This is a genomic window from Enterococcus sp. DIV1368b, assembly GCF_050529595.1.
GTDB classification, from domain to species: domain Bacteria; phylum Bacillota; class Bacilli; order Lactobacillales; family Enterococcaceae; genus Enterococcus_B; species Enterococcus_B mundtii.
Genome location: NZ_CP172883.1, coordinates 617,531 through 638,367, shown reverse-complemented (window position 1 = coordinate 638,367; position 20,837 = coordinate 617,531). Strand labels below are relative to the sequence as shown.

Below are 20,837 nucleotides of genomic sequence, written 5' to 3'. Positions count from 1 at the left end.
TACGAAATAATTTAGAGGTGAAAAACATGCAAAAACAAAAACAACTACAATTAATTCCTGCTGTACTTGCCACAGGGATCATGTCATTTGCAGGTGTTTTGATCGAAACCGCAATGAACGTGACCTTCCCAACACTGATTCAGGAATTTCAAATCAGTACCTCCCAAGTACAATGGGTAACAACCATTTACTTATTAATGATTGCGATCATTGTGCCACTTTCAACTTATCTGACAAAAAACTTTAGCCTGCGAACTCTTTTCTTGAGTTCCAATTTACTATTTATTGCTGGTTTGTTGGTCGATTACTTTTCCCCTACCTTCTTGTTACTACTTTTAGGTCGGGTACTCCAAGGTGCTGCGACAGGGATAGCCTTGCCACTGATGTTTCATATCATCTTGACTTTTGCTCCTATGGGAAAAAGAGGAACGATGATGGGTCTTGGTACTTTGACAACCGCCATTGCACCAGCGATTGGTCCAACGTATGGTGGGATCTTAACTGCTAATTTCTCATGGAGTCATATTTTTCTCTTTCTATTGCCAGTGTTACTCCTTTCACTTGCGATCGGCTTATACGCGATTCCTAAATTTAAGGTTGAAAAAACTGGACGTTTAGATTTGCTTAGCGTCCTTGGTATTAGTCTGATGTTCAGTGGAAGCTTAACTTTTCTAAGCATGTTCAGAGACTGGATTGGCTGGGCATCCTTAGTCGTCGCCATTTTAGGATTCATTCTTTTCTATCAACGAACAAAAAAAGCCGATCATCCTTTGATCCGACTTGAGATTTTTAAAAATCATACGTTCCGCTTATTCTTATTTAGCTTTTTAGTTTATCAATTTTTATTACTTGGTGTTTCTTTTGTCCTACCGAACTTTGTCCAAATCGTCCAAGGGAACAATGCCTTTGTCGCTGGTCTGGCAATGCTACCAGGTGCAGCTATTGGTGCCCTCTTATCTCCTTTTTCAGGAAAGCTACTCGACCAACATGGACCTAAAAAACCAATTTTCATCGGTCTCTTGTTTTCACTTGTTGGCTGGACCGTCCTTGTGCTGATTTTAGGTCACGCATCATTAAGCTTTTTGATTGCCTGTCATTTCTTCTATATGATCGGTATTGGTTTGTCTTATAGCAATATGATGACTACTGGAATGAATGCTTTATCGATGGAATTACAAGGTGATGGCAACGCCGTATTCAATACGTTGCAACAATTTTCTGGAGCTGTCGCTACTACGTTGGTGGCTGTGATCATCAACTTTTTCCAAGATCATCGTTCAGATAGTTATGAAGCAGCAACAACGTTAGGATCAAAAGTTGCTTTAAGTGTCCTACTTGGCTTGTTGATCATTAGTTTGATCCTATTTATCCGCTATATGGTGCAAAAGCCTAAGCAAATAAAAAATTAATAGATAAGGAGGTGTGAGCGAATGAAGCTCACTCCTCCTTGTTTTTTTGTCTCTAACTTTATCAATAATCAGTTTTCACCATACAATCGTTCGGAGGAAATAGAAAAAAATCCTTGGATAAAATATTGTATCTCTAATGATTCTATGAGATGGTAGATAAGTAAAGGAGGTTTTTCTATGGAAAAAATTGCTATTATCGGTGGTGGCATCATCGGTATGACATTAGCCAACTATTTAGACACCTCTAAATTTGAGGTGACCTTATTTGATGCAAAAGAAGGACAAGCCACTCGCGCTAGTGCAGGCATCATCTCACCTTGGCTTTCAAAAAGACGAAATAAACAGTGGTATCAGTTAGCAAAAGATGGTGCGGCTTTTTTCCCAAAACTAATCCAGGATCTATCACTTGATGATTCCATCTATAAACAATCCGGCACACTGATTTTTCGCCAAAAAGAAGCTTTGGAAGATCTTGCTGCACTTGCCGAACAACGAAAGAAAGACGCACCTGAAATCGGCGAGATTTCGCTGCTGAGCGCTGAAGAAACGACAAGGACTCTCCCGCTACTAAAACCAACACCTGCTTTATTCGTGACTGGAGGAGGGCGTTTAGACGGTCATGCCTATCTATCTCACCTTGCCACCCGCTTGGAGAAACAAATGGTCAAAGTAATCTCTGAACGTGTCCAGTTACGCAAAGAAACCGCACACTGGGCCATCTCTGGTACTTTTGGACAACTTGACTTTGACCGAGTCATTCTAGCGCCTGGCCCTTCATTGAAGCCGTTACTGGAGCAGATTGGCTTTCATGCCGATATTCGACCACAAAAAGGACAGCTGATCGTTTTTCAAACACCTTATGCGAATAGCCAAGAATGGCCTGTTGCCATGTTAGAAGGGGAAGCCGATTTTATCCCATTCAACGATGGGACTATACTAGTTGGCGCAACCCATGAAAATGATGCGGGTTGGGATTTGGTTCCTACCGAATCTGCTTATCAGCAATTGATAAAAAGTACAGTACCATTTTTAGCTGAACCCGATCAACTTGCTACATGGAAACACACCATGCGAGTAGGCACACGGGCGTACACCTCCGATTTTGCGCCGTTCTTTGCACCTGTTCCAGATGAACCAAGCTTGATCGCCGCAAGTGGCTTAGGCTCCTCTGGTTTGACTACTGGCCCTTATATCGGCTATTTGATTGCAGAGTATCTCAACACAGGGATTTGGCGAGGCGACCATTATCAAAAACCGATTGATACGTATCTTTCAAGATTATAAAAGAAGTAAAAAAAAGAGGCCTACTTGCGTAGCCCTCTTTTTTGGATTTATGATTGATGGTTATCTTAGTACCAACCGTTTGCTAACCAGAATGCTTTTGCAGCATCCCATGAACCATAGCGTCCAGCAACGTATTCTTCTACAACACGTTCTTGGTTCGCTGGTGAGTAGTCACCGTTCAAATATGCTGAATCTAATTGGTAGCGTCCGATGTAACGGCCGTTTGTTGCAGTGTAAGAACCACCTGATTCTTTTTGTGCAATCCATTCTTTCGCAGAGTTGCTGTTTGTTGTTACAGTAGTTGTAGCTGGTGCTACTTCAACTGTTTCAACAGGCGCAACATATGTATATTCTTGCGCTGGTGTTTCTGTTACTACAGGAGTTTCTACTTTTTCAGTTGTTGGTGCTACTTCTGTTGTTTTTACTGATGAAGCGTCAGTTGGAATTGTTAATTCTTCACCAACGAAAATGCGGTTGATATCGTCAATCGAATTTTGCTCTGCAATAGCTTTGATCAGTGAATTGTCACCTGCAAATTTTTGTGAGATTTTAGATAATGAATCTCCAGCTTTTACTGTATAGACTTCATCTGCATGAGCAGTAGTCCCTACAAACATTGCAGTTGCTCCAGCGGCAACAGTTGTCCCCAAAACGATCTTTTTAATTGAATTCATAGTAAGCTCCTTTTTTTCTCTTTGATTTGTTTCAACGTCACTAACTTTATCATCTAGAAATATTTCATAGGTGAAAGAATTATGACATTTAATGACAAAATCGTCACATTTTTAATATTTGTAATATTTGATTTTCCGAAAAACTAGGACTAAAGTCGTAGAAGCTTTATAAATCAACGTTGAAATCGTTTTTCAATCCTTTCGTAGAAACTTTAAAAAAACTTACATTCTGTAATATTTAGAATAAATTTTTTTCAATTTATTGTATTTTTCTGCGAAATTCTTCTCATTTTTCCAAAAATTGATGCAATAAACACAAAAAAACCAGTAATTGTTACAACAATTACTGGGAAAAATGACGTATTTGAGTAAAAAAGTCATTTTTTAGGACTTTTTTTCTTTTGTAACAATTGGATTGCTTGGTTCATTTCATGGATTGCTTCTTCGTCTGTTTCTTTTTCCAGTGCGCAACTTAATACTTCTTGCCATTTTTCAGGATCTTTGATTCCTAACTTACCGATTGCCCACGCTGCTGTCCCGCGAATCACTGGACGGACATCACTTAGACACTCTTCAATATGAGGCAAAGCGGCACGTTCTCCTAAATTGGCTAAGGCAATCAGCGCATTTCGTTGAAGAGGTTTCCTTCCACGCCATGAACCAGCCAAATGACCGTATTGCTGTTTAAATTCTTTATTAGAGATCGTTAACATGGGCGTGAGTTTCGGATAGACTTCGTCTACTTTTGGTTCCATTTCTGGATGAAAGTGAAAATCTTTCCCTCTATTATAAGGACAAACCAACTGACAGATATCACAACCATAAATGACGTTGCTCATCTTCTTTCGATACTCCTCTGGCATCATGCCTTTCGTCTGCGTTTGATAAGACAAACAGCGTTTAGCATTCATTCGCCCATCACCTAAAAGTGCATCCGTTGGGCAAGCCGTCACACAACGCGTACATTCGCCACACCCAAAGACACCAGGAGCATCTGGTTCTAGGTCGATATTGGTCACGATCTCACCTAAATAGACGAACGAGCCAAATTCCTCTGTGATCAATAATCCGTTTCGACCGATAAACCCTAATCCAGCACGTTGCGCCACAGCTACGTCGATCAACTCACCTGTATCTACTTGCGGCGCCAAGCGCCATTCTTCTTCCTTTTGCCAATGTGTCGCTCGTGACTCAATAAATGAAATCAATTGTTGCAGACGATCCCGTAAGACATCATGATAATCGATGCCCCAAGAAGCACGAGCAAACTGTCCACGCTTTTCATCTCTAGGCATCTTTTCATGGATCTTTGTCGGATACGCTAAAGCAATTGCAATGATTGATTTCGGTCGATCAAACGTCATCTCCGGATATAAACGTTCATCGATATTAGGGTGTTCAAATCCAGAAGTATGTCCAGCAGCTTTTTGTTCTACCAACGATTCTTTCAAATGATCAAATGGCTCTGCTGTAGTAAACCCGATTTTATCAATCCCGATTCGTTTACTTTCTTGAATGATTTCTTCCTTTAATGTTAGTGCCATCATTACCACCCTCGATCAGACACGACTATATAATCCGTAATATAATCGTTCTTTTTTCAATTGAACGAATTGGATCTGTTGATCTGGGATTTTTCTTTCTTCCATCCAACGATTTCTAGCAGCAAAAACTTCCCAGAAATTCACAGATACCCATTTTCGACGTTGGTCTAATGCATTGAAAAAGTTCAACGAAACAGGTTTTGTGTGGAGTAGTTCATGTAAACGGAGTTGTTCTCTTGCTGAGAACTCAGATAGATCCCGTGAATAAACAACATCTTCGTATAGATTTTTTTGTTGCCCATAAGTGAACGTTTGTGGAATTTCTCCTGGACGAGCAATTTCTACTAAACGATTATAATACGTGTTCATTAGTTTGCTATTTGCGATAAATGCACTCTTGAAAAATGCGGATTGGATTTTTGGAATCACACCCTCTGTCCCTATCAAAGAAAACAATGCGGGCCATGCTTGAACCTTTAGTTCATTCTTTTGTTTGACTAATACGCCAGGAGTAAAACCGACGGATGAAAGAAAGACAAAGTAGCCAATGCCTGTTTCTTCATCTAATGGCTGAAAATCATCAAATAACCATTTCCCAGGGTATTCCTCTGTTTCCAATTCTTCTGGGCTCGCTATGAACGCTTTCGCCATTTCTGCTTCAAGAAATAGGAGATCTTGATCTTTCTCCTTATTTTCTAATTGGTTGATTTTTTTTGTTATTTCTTTTGCAATCAATTGTTTGTCTTTGCTAGTAAAATTCATAGCTTCACCTTCCTTTCCTCTCTTTTAACTATAACGGAATTTCACTAAAATTGGTATCTTTAAAACAATAAACGAACGAATTTTTATTTGTATAAATTGCGGAAGCATTAGTCCTCACGTCTCCAAAACTGAGCAAACGGAAGGAATAGAAGGACTCTCTTCAAAAACAAAGCGCCATCCACAAAAATTTAAAGAACAATTTTCGTGGATGACGCCTTATTTATCGAGGCTACATACTTTTGCCTCTTTTTAGATTATTAAATCGATTAGTGATTATTTCTTTTCTTGAGACAGACCATCGTGAATCGTTTCGATGTTCCATTTCATCATTCCATAATAAGAATCACCAGTTTCTCCTTCTTTTGCAATGGAATCAGTGAATAGCTCATCATAGATTTCAAGACCTGTTTCACTTGCGACACGTTCCATACTTCTCGGATCAACACTTGTTTCCACAAATAAGACTGGAACATCCGAAGCACGAACTTGGCTGATGATCGATTGCATTTGTTCAGGTGTACCTTGGCTTTCTGTGTTGATTTCCCAAATATACCCTGCTGGTAGATCGTATGCTTGTGAGAAGTATCTAAAAGCTCCTTCACTTGTTACTAATAGTTTTTTATTGTCTGGGATCGATCCAAAACTCTCTTTCGCTTGTTTATCTAATTCTTTCAATTTTTCGATATACGCATCTGCATTTTCTTCATATTGCGTAGCATGGTCTGGGTCTTTTTCAGCAAAGATGCGTGCGATTTCTTGTACATATTTGATTCCGTTTGAAAGGTCCAACCACGCATGTGGATCTGCTTCTGTCTCTGATTCTCCACCGGTCAAATAAAGTGGTTCAACTTCTTTACTTACTGCAAAATAGTCTTCATCTTCTTTTTTATTTGCCGTATCCATCAAGTTTTCAAACCAAGCATCCCCTGTTTCCAAGTTTAACCCATTGTATAAGATGACATCAGCATCACTTGCTTTTTTGATATCTTCTGGCAATACCTCGTATTCATGTGGGTCAGTGCCAACTGGGACGATACTATGAACATCGACGTGTTCTTTTCCAACTTCTTTCGCCATGTCGGCGATGATCGAATTTGTTGCTACGACGGTCAGGTTTTCTTCTTTCTCTTCTGCTGCGGAACTGCCACAACCTGCAAAAATAAATAAGACAGCTCCCATTAACCATAAGATATTCAGTTTATTTTTCATGTACATACTCCATTTCTATTCGTTAGATTTTTTACGACTCGGCATTTTTTTTCGTTTTGTTTCTTGAAAAAATAATCCCTTTAGTCGGTGAAAATAAAAAGGCCAACGTAAAGAATACTGCACTGGTCAACACGATGGTCGCCCCAGACGGCCAATTATAACTATAACTATAAAACACACCGATGATCGCACTTAATACGCCAACTGTTGCCGAAATAAAAATCATTTTTGCCAATCGATCGGTCAATAGATATGCGGTTGCTGCGGGTGTGATCAACATCGAAATGACCAAAATCGTTCCTACTGTCTGTAAACTCACCACGGCAACCAGTGTTAAGAAGAACATCAATAAATAGTGAACAAGTGTCGTATTCAACCCATAAGCTTTTGCCATCATCGGATCAAAAGAAGTGATTTTCAGTTCTTTATAAAAAATAAATACAAACAATAATACGATCCCACTCACTATGGCAGTCATCAACATATCACTTTCTCTAACTGCTAAAACATTTCCAAATAAGATATGGTACAGATTGGTTGCACTTTGAGCAAAAGAAATCAAGATGACACCTAATGCAAAGAACGAACTAAAAACGATCCCAATAGCTGTATCGTTTTTCAAACGGCTACGTTGTGTGACAAATCCGATTATTCCAGCTGTCAACATCCCAAATGCAGTGGCTCCTAGAATGTAACTAAAACCAAACATATACGAAATCGCGACTCCAGGCAGTACCGCGTGAGAAATCGCATCCCCCATCAAAGACATCCCTCTCAAAATAATAAAAGAGCCAATCACCCCTGAAGCCAATCCAACTAACATAGATGTAATCAATGCATATTGTAGAAATTGATAATCCATTAACCCCTCAATAAACGATTGAATCATTTTTCCATTACCCCTTTAACTAATTGCCCAATGATCTCCCCATAAGCCAACTGTAGATTTTCTGAAGTAAATACTTCGTCAACTGATCCAGCTGCAATCAATTCTTTATTCAATAAAATTACTTCATCAAAATAGGCTTCGACTTTGTGCAGATCATGATGGACGATCACAATAGTTTTTCCTTCATTTTTCAGTTCATCCAAAATAGCAAAAATTTTTCTTTCACTGACCGCATCGATCCCAACAAATGGTTCATCTAAAAAAATCCATTCTGCACCTTGAGCCAAGGCTCGGGCAATAAATATCCGCTGTAATTGTCCTCCAGATAATTCACTGATTTGTCGATTTTCATAATCTGTCATGTCCACTTTCGCTAAGGCTTGCTTTGCTCGTTCCTTTTCTTTTTTCCCAGGACGTTGTCCCAAGTGCAAGGATGGATAGGTTCCTAACAAAACTACCCCTAATACATCGATCGGAAAAGAAAGATCCAGCTCACTACGCTGTTCGACATAGGCAATTTTTTTGCGAATCGTTTTTATGGATCGACCGTCGAAAGTAATTTTTCCGGAAATTTTAGGAACTAATTCTAATAAAGCTTTCATAAAAGTAGATTTCCCAGCGCCATTCGGTCCAATGATCCCTGTAAATTTTTGTGCTTGGATAACTGTTGATACATGATTTAATACTGTTTTTCCTTGATAAGCAACCGTCAAATCTTTAACGGATATTTCATTTTTAGACACCTCTTACCACTCCTTTTCGGTGTACCTAACTTTTTATTCAAACTTAGTTTAACTAATATCAAAATCATTTACAAGTGTTATAGCTAATTTTTTTGATTTTTTAGATTTTTCTCGCAATTTTTGAAAATTTTCTGTAAAATCACAAACAAGAGCTATAAAGTAATGGGCGTTATTTATGTTTGCTAGTTATAGAATCAACTTGTTTTTACTTTATCACTCAACTTAAAAAAGGAGTTTTTGTATGGAAGAAGAAAAATTAACTCGTAGTCTCAGTGCACGTCATATTCAAATGATTGCGCTAGGAGGAACGATCGGTGTCGGTCTGTTCATGGGTGCTTCATCCACCATCCGTTGGACAGGACCTTCTGTAATGGTGGCATATGCTGTAGCAGGCTTCTTTTTGTACCTGATCATGCGTGCCTTGGGCGAGATGTTGTATTTAGATCCTTCTACCGGTTCTTTCGCTAATTATGCAAGTGAATACATCCATCCCGTCGCAGGTTATTTGACGGCTTGGAGCAATATTTTTCAGTTTATCGTGGTCGGTATCAGTGAAGTCATTGCTGTAGGGGAATATATGAACTATTGGTGGCCAGACTTGCCCCAGATCATTCCAGGAATCGTTGTGATCCTTTTCTTGATGTTCGCCAACCTTGTTTCTGTCAAAGCATTCGGTGAATTAGAATTTTGGTTTTCTACTATTAAAGTAGTGACAATTATTTTGATGATCATCGCCGGTTTAGGCATCATTTTATTCGGATTCGGTAACCAAGGAGAAGCAATCGGGATTTCAAACTTATGGAAAAATGGTGGTTTCTTTACTGGTGGCGTGAAAGGATTCTTTTTTGCTCTATCGATCGTCGTTGCCTCTTACCAAGGAATCGAGTTGATCGGGATGACTGCAGGTGAAGCGAAAGATCCCCAAAAAACGATTGTAGACGCTGTCCAATCAACGATCGGGCGGATCTTGATTTTTTATATTGGGGCGATCTTCATCATTGTCAGCATCTATCCTTGGAATCAATTGAGCGAACTAGGATCACCGTTTGTTCAAACTTTTTCTAAAATCGGGATCACGTTTGCTGCTGGTTTGATCAATTTTGTTGTCATCACAGCTGCGTTATCTGGTTGTAATTCCGGTATTTTCAGCGCCAGTCGCATGGTCTACACATTAGCCATCAACGGCAAAATGTCTAAAAAGTTTTTGAAACTTACACGTCATGGAGTGCCATTTTACCCAGTAGTAGCCATCTCATTTGGTATTTTGATTGGGTTGATTTTGAATTATTTGTTGCCCTTCGTCTACTCCCAATCACAGGATTTATTTGTTTTTGTCTATAGTTCCAGTATCTTACCAGGGATGGTCCCTTGGATCGTTATTTTGATCAGTCAAATCAAATTCAGAAAAAAACATCCGGTAGAAATGCTTGAACATCCATTTAAAATGCCCTTATCCCCATATACCAATTACCTGTCATTAGCCTTTTTGGCAGTGGTATTAGTCTTTATGTTCATTAATCCCGAAACAAGGATCTCATTGATGATCGGTTTGATTTTCTTGATCTATATGACGGGTTACTATTTTGTACGCGAAAGAAAAATCAAGGAATAGTAGAAGAAAGTATACAAAAAGAAGTCAGGACTGCGCGAACGTAGTCCTGACTTCTTTCAATCTATCACAACCTGATTGCACAACTGCTACTTACCAGGGACTAAATTTTCTACAAGAGTTTCTAGTACGTTGTGAGTTTTTTGATCATTTTGTTCTTACTATTTAGTGGTATGGTATAGTGTGGTTTTGTACATTCCAGTTGAGTGTGTAAAAATAAAAAATAAAAGTCCCTGGCAAATAGCAGTTGTGCAATTTGGCTATTAGCTTCGCTAACATCACAAAAATATCCAATAAATCTTGTGGCGACAGACCGTTTATCCTTTAGCGATACCATCGATCAATTTAGGCTTCTTCCACTAAAAATGACAGAAAAGCACATTCTGGAATTAGCAGTTGACTTGAATGAATACTCCCAGCCATATTTTTCAAAAAGTTGTTGTACGATAAACAATCCTAAACCAGAACCTCCAGTATCTCGACTTCTGCTAAAATCCGGTCGATAAAAAGGTTGGAAAATCTTACTTAATTCCTCCTCCGTAAGTATCTGATTCACTTCATTTTCAATCACTAATTGTTTACCATCAAAAAACAGACTGATTTCTCCCTCATGCTTCGTATATTTGAAGGCATTACTTAGTAGGTTATCTAAAATTTTATCAATATCATTTTTATTACCGATGATTTTCTCCCCTTTTAGATTAACGACTAGTTTTTTCTGTTCTGCTTCAGCAAGTATCCGGAAAGAAGTCAATTTATGTTCGATCATTTCTTTGATTGAGACTTCTTCATAGACCACATCATCTGAAGGCAAATTGTTTCTTGAGGCAAAGAGGATATTATTGATCATTTCTGTTTGTTCTTGCAAAATATTTTTACAAACTTCTAAATATCGCTCTCTGTCTTTAAATTTTCCGACATTATAGATCATGCCATCAATCAGCCCCATCAATGAAGCAACAGGTGTTTTCAATTCATGAGAAGCGATTTGCATAAACTCTGACTTTGCTTGTTCCAATTCTTTCGTTTTAGCTACTTCAAGCTCTAACACTTCAATTGTTTGGATCAAAGAAACATATAGATGGTTGATATCTTGCGCTAAAAGTGAGATTTCATCCGTACCTTTGACATCACAACGAATATCCGCATCTAATTCGATCATTTTTTCTGTTACTTTGGATATCTCTTTGATTTTTTTTGTCGAATAAATACTATAGTAGTAAGCGCCGATCCCCCCAATGATTAGTGAGACGATGATGATAAATGGATATAAATGAAGTAACACTTGACTTGCTTCTGCGACTGGTTGCATCGAGTATATGCCAAATAAATAATAAGTGTTACCTTGTTTGTCAGTAATCTCTTGAAAAATTCTCTTTTCATCAGATAAAAGACTGATGCCTGAATAGTCAAGATTCCCGTCAAAGAAAGGACCAAGAACTAGGCCATTATTATCCAACAGCATGATATCAAGATTTTGTTCTCTTTCAAGCCAGTATTGATCAACAGCGTTTTGCATTGTAGCTAAATCTTTGTGCTCTATACTCTTTGCCACTTGATTGAATTCCTTGTTTATTTCGTTCAGCTTCATTCGTTCATAGTAGACTGGCATCGTAAAATACAAGACAATCAACGAAAGAATCGAAACTAGAAAAATGATGATCCCAGAAAACAGAAAATTTTTCAGCATGATACTCATGGGGTGTCCTCAAGCTGGTAGCCTCTATTTTTGATCGTTTTTATTGATAAAAGTGGCATTTTCTTTCGGATATTTTTTATATGATTATCCAATATTCGATTTTCCAAATGATATTCATACGACCAAACTTGATACACTAATTGTTCTCGCGTGATGATTTTCCCTTTGTTTCTTATTAGAATCACTAAAATATCATACTCTTTTCTTGTTAAATGGATTTCTTCCTCTTGGTATTTTACAAGACCACCATCGAGATCAATGGCGTACTCCCCAATAGTGATGTGGGGATTTCCTTGATTCATCCGAAACACATTTTCGATCCGTTTGATCAAAATAAGTGGGGAAAAAGGTTTGACGACATAGTCACTGATCAAATGGGAAAAACTGAGCAACTGCGTATATTCATCATCCAAGGCAGTCAGCATGATGATCGGCACATCCGACGTTTCCCGAATTTTCTTTAAAACATCCGTCCCCCTTATCCCAGGCAACATAATGTCTAATAGGATCAAGTCAAATGTTTGATCAGCAAAAGCTTCCAATGCTTGTTCGCCACTTCTTACCGAATAAACTTCATACTTGCGTTCTTTTAAAAATTCCGTCACGATCTGATTGATCATATATTCATCTTCAACAACTAAAATTCTTTCCATATAGCTCTCTCCTTATTCAAAGCGTAATGCCTCGATAGGGTTTAATTTCGATGCTTTCATCGCCGGTAATAGACCAAATATCACACCCATCAGGGAACAAAACACTAAGCTACCGACAATGGAAATCACGGATACGATATAAGGATAATCCAGTGATTGCGTAATGGCATAGCCACTTAACAAACCAATAAGCACACCTAGTACCCCACCAATCAAAGTCAGGACGACCGCTTCTACTAAAAATTGTTTTAAAATTACTTTTCTTCTTGCGCCGAGTGCTTTCTTTATTCCGATTTCTTTCGTTCTTTCCGTGACAGAGACCAACATGATATTCATCACACCGATTCCACCAACTAATAACGAGATACTTGCTATACCAGACAAAAGAATAAAACTTGACTGGTTCATTCGTTCCAATTCTCTGGCAAATTCTTTCAGATTCATCACCCCATACTCATAATCAGATGGTGGGATCTGTTGATTGAGGATCTCTGCAGCTTTTTCTGCAGCGCCTTGTAATTGATCGGTATTATTTGTTTGGATCGTGACAAGTGGTACAATATCCAACTCATCAGATAGTTTATGCGCTTGCTGCAAAGGAACGTAAGCTCTTTTCTCAAAGCTAAATAGATTACTACTATTGGGATCTAATTTAAATACACCTTGAACTTTGAATGGTACCCCATTCACTTCGACAAACTGTCCGATCCCTTCTTCATTTGGAAATAATTCGTCATACAAGGAATCTTCCAGAAAAATGGCTTGTTGTTGCTCTTTGAAAGCTTGAGAAGCAAATCCTTCCCCTTTGATGAAATTTAATTGCTCCAAATCGGCCACAGATGAAGTAACAGCAGAAACTTTGGCGTCGGTTCCTTTTGCTTTCCTGTAGATTTTCCCATCTTTTTGATAGGACAAGCCACTTGCTAAGATTTCTGGAATTTCATTGATTTTCTTCAGTACCGCCTCGTCTAAGAATGGAAAATATAACGGTTTTTTCTCTTCCTTTCCAGATAAGATTCCATCTGACATAGTGTTCTGTTGGAAAGCAATTTTTCTGTCATATTGGATATTCATCGTATTATTGTTACCACCAATCATTTCTCGTTTCATTTTTTCGGTGTTTCCGCCGATGATGCTGAAAATCGAAATAATGGCAGCAATTCCAATGATGACACCTAGCATAGTCAATACCGAACGCATCTTATGAGCAAAAATCGATTGTAAGGCAAATCTGATTTCTTCCATTCTCGATCACCTCACTTCATTTTGTTCGTCGCTGATTATTTGACCATCTCGTAAAGTGATCGTTCGCTGACATAACGCTGCGATTTCTGGCTCATGGGTAATTAGAATAATTGTTTTTCCTGCTTGGTGGAATTCCTTAAAAAGGTCCATGATTTGGCTACTGGTTTTTGTATCAAGTGCCCCTGTTGGCTCATCCCCTAAAACAAAACTAGGGTTAGTCACTAAAGCTCTCGCAATTGCGACACGTTGCTTTTGTCCTCCTGATAATTCCATCGGTTTGAAGTCACTTCGATCTTCTAACCCTACTAATTGCAACATATTCAAAGCACGCTTACGCCGCTCTTTTTTATTGACTTTTTTATACGTTAATGGCATTTCCACATTTTGCGAAACGGTTAATTTTGGCATGAGATTGAAATTCTGGAAAACAAAGCCGATTTTTGCATTACGAAAATCAGCTAATGAATTGTCCGCTAACGTTTTGACATCCGTTCCTTCAACGATATAATCCCCTGATGTAGCTGTATCCAGACAACCAATGATATTCATCAACGTCGACTTTCCTGACCCCGATGGCCCCATGATTGCGACCAGTTCTCCTTCATTGATTTGCAAAGAGATATCTTTAAGGACTTTTAGTTCTTTCCCGCCTTGCCAATATGACTTCTGAATGTTGTTAAGCGTCAACACTTGCACCAACCTCCATTCCCTCGACCATTCCTGTTTGAGGCAAAGCAAGCTGATCTTCAACAGTCAATCCTTCGATTATTTCTGCGAGTTCATTATCCATCGGATTTACCTTTACTTCATGCTCTTTGATCCGATCATTTTCTACTTTCCATACATAATATTTTCCATCTTTTTCCATGAGGTATCTTTGGTTGATGATCACTTTTCCTGGCACAAAATCTTTCGGTAAAACATTGACATACACATTGGAACCAATCAGTGGCATTTCTTCTTTTGGATCGATCTTAACTTTATAAGGAAACTTAGATAAATTAGGATTCTCTTCTTTTTGGTCCTCTTGTTTTGCATCATTCGTTAAGTTCGCTACTTGTACAATGTTTCCTTGCCAAGTGTTCGCTTGGTCTTTACGATCCATGATTTCTACTCGCTGATCGACAGCGACTTTTTCACGATCAAACTCGGTGACTTGACCATCAACGTATAAGTTCGAATCATCAAGTATCTCCATAAAGTTTTCTTCTTTTTGACGCTCTTTTGATTGATTGATTAAGTCACGATTCAATGATTTGATTCTTCCTGGGTGATCAGCTGTGACGGTATCTTCACTCAGCCGTTCTTTTTCGTTTTCCAGAAATAATTGCGCCTTTCTTAATTCGGTTTCGGCATTCTTCACTTCATTGTCGCCAGCAATAGCTTCTGCATGTAGACCTGTGATTTCTCCTTCTAATGCTTTGATCGTACTTTGTAACTCTTCCGATTTTTCTTTTGCATAATCCTGTCTTGCTTTTCCAAGCTCTGCTACTTTTTGGTTATGTGCTGTCCATTTTTGATTTGCAGTCACTCGTGCTTGTTCTACTGCTCTCACTTTGATTTCTACGTCCATTTCAGCTTCCACAACTTTTCTCTGTTGATCCGTTTGGTATGTAAACAAAGGTTGCCCTTTTTCTACGACATCTCCTTCATTTACCAGAATATCTTTCACTGTTCCTCGTTCTGGATCAATTTTGATTTTGTTGCTATTGTTTGGCATGACTTTTCCTGCTAAAATCAAATTCGCCGCTTTCACCTCATCAATAAGGGATTTGACAGACCGAGCTTCAATATTTGTTTCTGAATTTTCTTCTTTTGTTTTCCCACTAGAAGCAACTATACTGATTGCACCAACCACTAGTAAAACGGTGATGACTGCTACTGGCAAATACCATTTTCGGTTGAATTTTTTTCTTTTTTTAGGCTTCATGTACCTACTCCTTCATTCAGATTAGTCATAAAAAAGTACCCTTATCACATTTGATCCAATGCTTAATCTTCGCTTTGTTTCGATATTTCTTCTTCAAACATTTGAACAACTGTTCCATCATCCATAACTTGTTCTGTCCCTTCTTTTCCATCAACAGTCACTTTTCTTTCGCTTTTCACCTTTGGCATCTCTGATTCACTCTTATCTTTGGTCTCTGAGCTGCATGCTGCTAAAAGACCGATAGAACATACTAATACCAGATAACCTTTATACTTTCTTCCTTTTTTCATCATAAAAAACCATCCTCTTCTATTTGTTTTAGTTATGTTTCTCTTGTTATATTTACTATCATACATAACAGACCTATTCTCTTTCTAAAGCTAATCTGTTTTTTGTGTAATTTTTTTGGTAATTTTTTTTGAACAAAAAGATAGCGCTTAAATTTCAAAAAAAAAAAAAAAAAACAATCCAAGTGATCGTTGGATTGCTTTTGGCTAAATTGAGATATTCTGCTATTATTTTGATTTTTTATTAACCATTTGTTAAATCATAACTCTCTTTCAGCAGATAAAAGAGTTGCTTTTCTGCGACTGCACCATTCAAAGCTACACTTATCCAATGGTTTTTATTCATATGATAAGCAGGATAATAGCCTTTACTCTTTTTCAGGATGGAGATGATTTCTGGATCTGCTTTGACATTGACGAGGGGAACTTGACCTTCGCCTTCTATACCTAATTTGTCTTTTTCAACAGATACGATCAAACCAAACCATTTACCTGTTGATTGATGGCGGAACACGATATAATCTGGAAATTTTCCAAACGGATGATCCATTTGGACGGCTTCCAAGGTAGCAGCAAAATCGACAAGTTTTTCTGTCAAATCCATCGGTAAGTTCTCCTTTCTGCCAATAAACTAAACTGAGTGGTCATGAAACAATTTAACTATGCTCTAGGTTGATTCTAGGATGTATTCGATCAGATTGACTAATTTCTTAACATTGTTCGTTCTGTTTTATCTACTCAATCACCAACCCCAAACCCGCCGCAATAATGATCGCTTGTTCTTGATTGACGATCAGTCCTCGAAGTAGCTCCATAGATAGATTGATTTGAGAAAAAGTATTCGTTGTAACATCTAATCCTTTCAGTGGCGTATTGACCCAATTTGAGCCTGAAAGGTCATTGTTTTCTACTACTAGATCTTTCCAATTGCTCTCAAAAAAATCAGTATTTTTCAATTGATTGTCGCTAAACCTGACAAACTTCATATTCGTGTAGCTAAAAGAAGACAAATTAGCTACACACTCTTCGAAAACACAATCACGCAAGAAGCTGTCTGAGAAATTGGTTCCGGTCAATTTGCATTGCTTGAAATGCACACGATGAAAGCTTGCGCCAAACCATTCTAAATTTGAGAAATCACACTTCTCAAAAATGACATCGCTACATTCAAACCGCTCTAAACGAGATTTTTGCATCGCTAATTTTTTGATATGGCTATTTTTCAATACGATATTGCGAGAACTAAGATAGCTTTGGTCTTCCCCTTCAGAAATAATACCTGAAAAGGTTGTTTCATCCTCTAAATAAAAGTTTCCCTCAACTAATTCGGGCAGCTCTGGAGAAGCAATTTTCTTTGCCATACATTCAGCTCCTTTTTATCTGTTTGCTTTACTATCCTTATCATAACAGAATAAAGAAAAGATGACGTGATTTATTTCATAGATAAACTTGCTTTTACTCGTATCTTCTTGCGAGCGAATTGGCTTTGACCCCTGTAGGAATTTGACAATGAAATAGCTTTCACCGTACACTATAGTTAAAGAGTAACTTATTGATAAAATACAATATCTATCTTTCTGGAGGCTTATATTTTGACTAATTATCATTCCAAACCATTCACATTCCTACGCTTGGCATTATACACCCTTTGTAGTTTAAATTTATACTACCAATTCATCACAAATTCGATCTTTACTTGGGCACTTTATTTGCTTGCAATGGGATTTGTAGCTTATGACGTGTATGATATGATCAAGAACCGGAAATAATCTCTTAATTTTTATATGTATATGAGGTCGGGATAGAGATAACTTCTCTTGTCCCGACCTTTGTTTTTTTACCTGCGACTAGTTCGTTGAATTTTTTCTACCTTACTGAGAGCAATCAAGCTCCCTCAAGATTCACTAAGATAAATCAACTGCCAAGGTACTGAGTGGTTCATGTCAAGACCTGTTAGTTCTCTGTAAAAACATTTTTTATCTTTGGCGATCATTGAAATGATTTCTGATTCTGTCATCCCTAATTCTTCACATAAACTTTTGTTTGTACTTTTGATCAATTCTAATAGGATCTGTAGCTGTGCATCAATATCTAATAATATTGCTAATTTCAGAAAAAGAGTGGCATCTGTTTGCTGATAAGTCATTAGGAATTTTGTTCGTAAATCAAGATAAAATTCAAACATTTCTGGATGTTTACTGATAAAAGAATGATTGATTACTCTCTGATCATAATAGGCCAAGTATTCTTCAGGCGTTTCAATTCTTTTCGTTTCCATTCGCTCCCTCCTTAAAACATTAAAAACCACATTAATGTTTCTTTTAAGATTTATTTGTCAGACTCACTAAATTTAATTACGCTTACATTTTGATACTTCACTCAAGAAAATAATTACAAAAAAATATATCTTTCTTCACAGATTATTTTTATATTTACTCATTAATGAAAGTAACAGATTCTATATTTTATGTGTTCCATAATAACATTTAATGCAGAGAACATCTTACTAGATCCAAATCAGTTTTCCCTATTACTTGAAATTGTTTATGTGAGACTACCTTAAGAACAAGCCTCTTCGTCTCAATAATTAACAAACAAATTGAACTAATAACACTCCTAATTTCTAACTTCTTCATGCAATTTTACAGTATTCAAATAATACTTCAATTGAATAATTTCATAGTTTTCTGAAATTTATAGATTGTTGTCATTAAGTTATTTTAATATAGTTATTAGGTAATATTAATTATCAATCTGAAAGCGATTTGTTTTTTTACCTTACGCTAGTGCAAAAGTGGATCGCTAAAAATAATAGAAAGGACGAATATCCGGTAATTAATGGTATTTGTAGCTCGTTTATCTACTGAACACTTTGAACCACTATCAAAAACTGATCATAGAAGTGAAACCAACGACCATTTGATACTGATTAAAATAACCATGTAAAATCGAACGCTCCAATAAGCAAATAAAAAACGTTAACCTTTCACTCAAAAGATAACATAAGTTACTTTTAATTTATATGAATGTCCACTACTCAATTTGAACATTACTCTCATATTCAACATGTAAGAAACTTAGATCTAATGAGTTCCTAACTAAATGAATACTATGATAAAAGCAATTCTCCTTTACTCTTTTATTAAAAACATACATCTGAAAATATTCTAACTTTTTTTGAATTTCTATCTCACTTGTTAACAAATAAGAAATTGGAAAATTCCAAAAATATATCTTTAACTTTCGCAATGGATACAAGCCTATGTTCTATTTTCTATTCCCTAGAAAGATTTAGATAGGAGGTAAAAGTTCTATTGAAAAATTTTCAATTAAATTTTATAACAGATAAAGTAAAATTACGTTGGTTCCAAATCTTGAAAGAGTTAGAGTCTACTGGAATCTGTACGACAGCCCAACTGATTGGCATGACAAACAGTACAGCCAGGACATTAGTCAACGACATCAATTATTTGAGAGAATATTTCGAGAACGTCGCGGATATCCAATCCTCGAAACAAGGTTATTCTTTAAACATCCATTCTTCAGAAACCTACCTAGAAAAAAAAAGAGCGATTCTCGAAGATGAACCACTCTTTATTATTCTTGAACAAATTTTTTTCAACGAACTTCAGTCTATTTATGATTGGGCAGATTATTTTCATATCTCTGAGAGCACGATGATCACGTACGTTAAAAAAATTGCAGATCAAGTAAAAGAATTCAATATCACCCTTGAGCTAAATCCCGTCAATTTGGTCGGATCAGAAGCCGATATTCGAAATTTTTATTTTGCTTTCTATTATGAATCAGATATTACACCCCACACGGTTTTCCCATCAATTGCGACGCAAGAAGTAGTGATTAAAATTGTTAACCTATTGGAGCGTCCTAATCAAAAAGTTTCTTCATTTGGTTATTTTAGTTATTTATTATACCTCTCTATTGAACGGATATTATGTGGTTGTATGGTGGAACTCGACCCTGAATTAAAAGATATTGTCCTTAATGATCCAGAGTTTCACCGACTTTCACCTGCCTATTCGATTGTGAAAGATTATTTTAATATTGACCTAACACAAGAAGAAGCCATTTTTATTTTTAGTTCTGTTTTATGCCGTAGAGGTATCGAAAATCCGAAACAGGAAAAATATTTTTGTGAAAGGTATAATCGATGGCCTAGAATAATAGCGCTTACAAGCGGCTATTATCAAATGATCAAGAGAAATACGCACACACAAGCACACGAGTTAATCTTATTAGAATCTTTTTTCACGTCCATCAAGCTACGTAGTCTATTGTCTAAAAGTGGAAATAAAAATATCCAAGATACCAATGAGTATGCCAAAACCTTGTTTAGCAATGAATATAAAAAAAATCGAGCTTTTTTAGAAAAAAATCCCTCCTTCCATCATTTGTTCTCTGATGATCATTTGGACGATATCTGTGCTAGTTTAACGATATTCACTGAGTCAATCAAAGAAAAATATTGGAAAAACCCTACGAATATCGCATTTATTTTTGAAGGAAACGAGTATATCAGTCAACATCTCGAAGCCTTAGTTCGAAAATATTTAGGGGGATTTCAAAATATCTACTTTCTTCGTCCAAATGAGCTATGCGCCTCTTATATTGAAAATCATGAGATCGATCTCTTAGTCACGAATTACAATGAATACTTGACATTTTCTACGTTAGGTCTAGAATGTCTTTTATTAAAAACAGTACCTGATGCCTCAGATTGGAAAAAATTACTAAATAAAATTGATCCTCAATTATTACAAAAATTTAGAACGCAACATTAGTAAAACTTACAGTTATTCATTTTTTCTACTGCATAATGTGGTGATCCAAACAAGTAAATACAATTCCACCGACTCGGAGTAGATGGTCTTCCGACGAC

General features: G+C 37.1%; 19 protein-coding genes. 4 read left to right on the top strand and 15 right to left on the bottom strand.

Annotated features, from left to right (window positions below; translation table 11 throughout):
* Nucleotides 1–26 precede the first annotated feature (26 nt).
* Both IGJ19_RS02965 and IGJ19_RS02960 read left to right on the top strand, forming a co-directional pair.
* Nucleotides 27–1,409 (top strand): MFS transporter, encoded by a 1,383-nt coding sequence (locus tag IGJ19_RS02965; protein ID WP_430604403.1) that lies wholly within the window; start codon nt 27–29, stop codon nt 1,407–1,409.
* A 177-nt stretch (nt 1,410–1,586) separates the two neighbouring features.
* A complete protein-coding gene (locus tag IGJ19_RS02960) occupies nt 1,587–2,693 on the top strand; it encodes an NAD(P)/FAD-dependent oxidoreductase (RefSeq protein ID WP_065095718.1) in 1,107 nt (368 codons plus the stop codon).
* 65 nt (nt 2,694–2,758) lie between these two features.
* Here IGJ19_RS02960 and IGJ19_RS02955 read toward each other — a convergent pair whose 3' ends face one another.
* The 6 genes from IGJ19_RS02955 to IGJ19_RS02930 all read right to left on the bottom strand — a co-directional run bounded on the left by IGJ19_RS02955 (nt 2,759) and on the right by IGJ19_RS02930 (nt 8,514).
* Nucleotides 2,759–3,367: a LysM peptidoglycan-binding domain-containing protein gene (locus IGJ19_RS02955; protein WP_023519180.1), complete on the bottom strand. Its 609-nt coding sequence runs from the start codon at nt 3,365–3,367 to the stop codon at nt 2,759–2,761.
* Between the two features lie 377 nt (nt 3,368–3,744).
* Nucleotides 3,745–4,911: a tRNA epoxyqueuosine(34) reductase QueG gene (queG, locus tag IGJ19_RS02950; RefSeq protein ID WP_071866681.1), complete on the bottom strand. Its 1,167-nt coding sequence runs from the start codon at nt 4,909–4,911 to the stop codon at nt 3,745–3,747.
* A gap of 15 nt (nt 4,912–4,926) precedes the next feature.
* Entirely contained in the window at nt 4,927–5,673 is a 747-nt protein-coding gene (locus IGJ19_RS02945) for a hypothetical protein (protein ID WP_010736215.1), read from the bottom strand.
* 273 nt (nt 5,674–5,946) lie between these two features.
* Complete coding sequence (locus tag IGJ19_RS02940; protein WP_065095716.1) at nt 5,947–6,882, bottom strand: metal ABC transporter substrate-binding protein; 936 nt, start codon at nt 6,880–6,882, stop codon at nt 5,947–5,949.
* 31 nt (nt 6,883–6,913) lie between these two features.
* Complete coding sequence (locus IGJ19_RS02935; RefSeq protein WP_023519177.1) at nt 6,914–7,771, bottom strand: metal ABC transporter permease; 858 nt, start codon at nt 7,769–7,771, stop codon at nt 6,914–6,916.
* Nucleotides 7,768–8,514, bottom strand: coding sequence for a metal ABC transporter ATP-binding protein (locus tag IGJ19_RS02930; RefSeq protein ID WP_430604402.1), 747 nt, complete (start codon nt 8,512–8,514; stop codon nt 7,768–7,770). The genes IGJ19_RS02935 and IGJ19_RS02930 overlap by 4 nt, the downstream gene beginning before the upstream one ends.
* 241 nt (nt 8,515–8,755) lie before the next feature.
* Between IGJ19_RS02930 and IGJ19_RS02925 the strand changes: the two genes are divergently transcribed.
* A complete protein-coding gene (locus IGJ19_RS02925; protein WP_086334358.1) occupies nt 8,756–10,126 on the top strand; it encodes an amino acid permease in 1,371 nt (456 codons plus the stop codon).
* A gap of 337 nt (nt 10,127–10,463) precedes the next feature.
* On the opposite strand, the gene IGJ19_RS02920 is transcribed toward IGJ19_RS02925, so the two are convergent.
* From IGJ19_RS02920 to IGJ19_RS02880, 9 genes are all read right to left on the bottom strand, one after another.
* On the bottom strand, nt 10,464–11,822 hold the full coding sequence (locus tag IGJ19_RS02920) for a HAMP domain-containing sensor histidine kinase (protein WP_077151558.1): 1,359 nt from the start codon (nt 11,820–11,822) through the stop codon (nt 10,464–10,466).
* Nucleotides 11,819–12,475, bottom strand: coding sequence for a response regulator transcription factor (locus IGJ19_RS02915; RefSeq protein ID WP_086334357.1), 657 nt, complete (start codon nt 12,473–12,475; stop codon nt 11,819–11,821). Before IGJ19_RS02915 ends, IGJ19_RS02920 begins: the two co-directional genes overlap by 4 nt.
* Before the next feature lie 12 nt (nt 12,476–12,487).
* On the bottom strand, nt 12,488–13,720 hold the full coding sequence (locus tag IGJ19_RS02910; RefSeq protein WP_430604401.1) for an ABC transporter permease: 1,233 nt from the start codon (nt 13,718–13,720) through the stop codon (nt 12,488–12,490).
* Between the two features lie 6 nt (nt 13,721–13,726).
* The gene (locus IGJ19_RS02905) at nt 13,727–14,410 is read right to left on the bottom strand and encodes an ABC transporter ATP-binding protein (RefSeq protein WP_108145365.1); all 684 of its coding nucleotides are present in this window, start codon (nt 14,408–14,410) and stop codon (nt 13,727–13,729) included.
* On the bottom strand, nt 14,397–15,650 hold the full coding sequence (locus IGJ19_RS02900) for an efflux RND transporter periplasmic adaptor subunit (protein ID WP_430604400.1): 1,254 nt from the start codon (nt 15,648–15,650) through the stop codon (nt 14,397–14,399). Before IGJ19_RS02900 ends, IGJ19_RS02905 begins: the two co-directional genes overlap by 14 nt.
* Nucleotides 15,651–15,712: 62 nt before the next feature.
* Nucleotides 15,713–15,943 carry a hypothetical protein gene (locus IGJ19_RS02895; RefSeq protein WP_430604399.1) on the bottom strand — a complete coding sequence of 77 codons (231 nt, stop codon included), beginning with the start codon at nt 15,941–15,943 and terminating at the stop codon, nt 15,713–15,715.
* A 238-nt stretch (nt 15,944–16,181) separates the two neighbouring features.
* Nucleotides 16,182–16,541 carry an MmcQ/YjbR family DNA-binding protein gene (locus IGJ19_RS02890; RefSeq protein WP_161643426.1) on the bottom strand — a complete coding sequence of 120 codons (360 nt, stop codon included), beginning with the start codon at nt 16,539–16,541 and terminating at the stop codon, nt 16,182–16,184.
* 130 nt (nt 16,542–16,671) lie between these two features.
* Nucleotides 16,672–17,298, bottom strand: a complete 627-nt coding sequence (locus tag IGJ19_RS02885; protein ID WP_430604398.1) for a pentapeptide repeat-containing protein — start codon at nt 17,296–17,298, stop codon at nt 16,672–16,674.
* Between the two features lie 533 nt (nt 17,299–17,831).
* The gene (locus IGJ19_RS02880; protein WP_019724361.1) at nt 17,832–18,215 is read right to left on the bottom strand and encodes a DUF7006 family protein; all 384 of its coding nucleotides are present in this window, start codon (nt 18,213–18,215) and stop codon (nt 17,832–17,834) included.
* A 1,036-nt stretch (nt 18,216–19,251) separates the two neighbouring features.
* Here IGJ19_RS02880 and IGJ19_RS02875 point away from each other — a divergent pair.
* Complete coding sequence (locus IGJ19_RS02875; protein WP_430604397.1) at nt 19,252–20,739, top strand: helix-turn-helix domain-containing protein; 1,488 nt, start codon at nt 19,252–19,254, stop codon at nt 20,737–20,739.
* Nucleotides 20,740–20,837 lie beyond the last annotated feature (98 nt).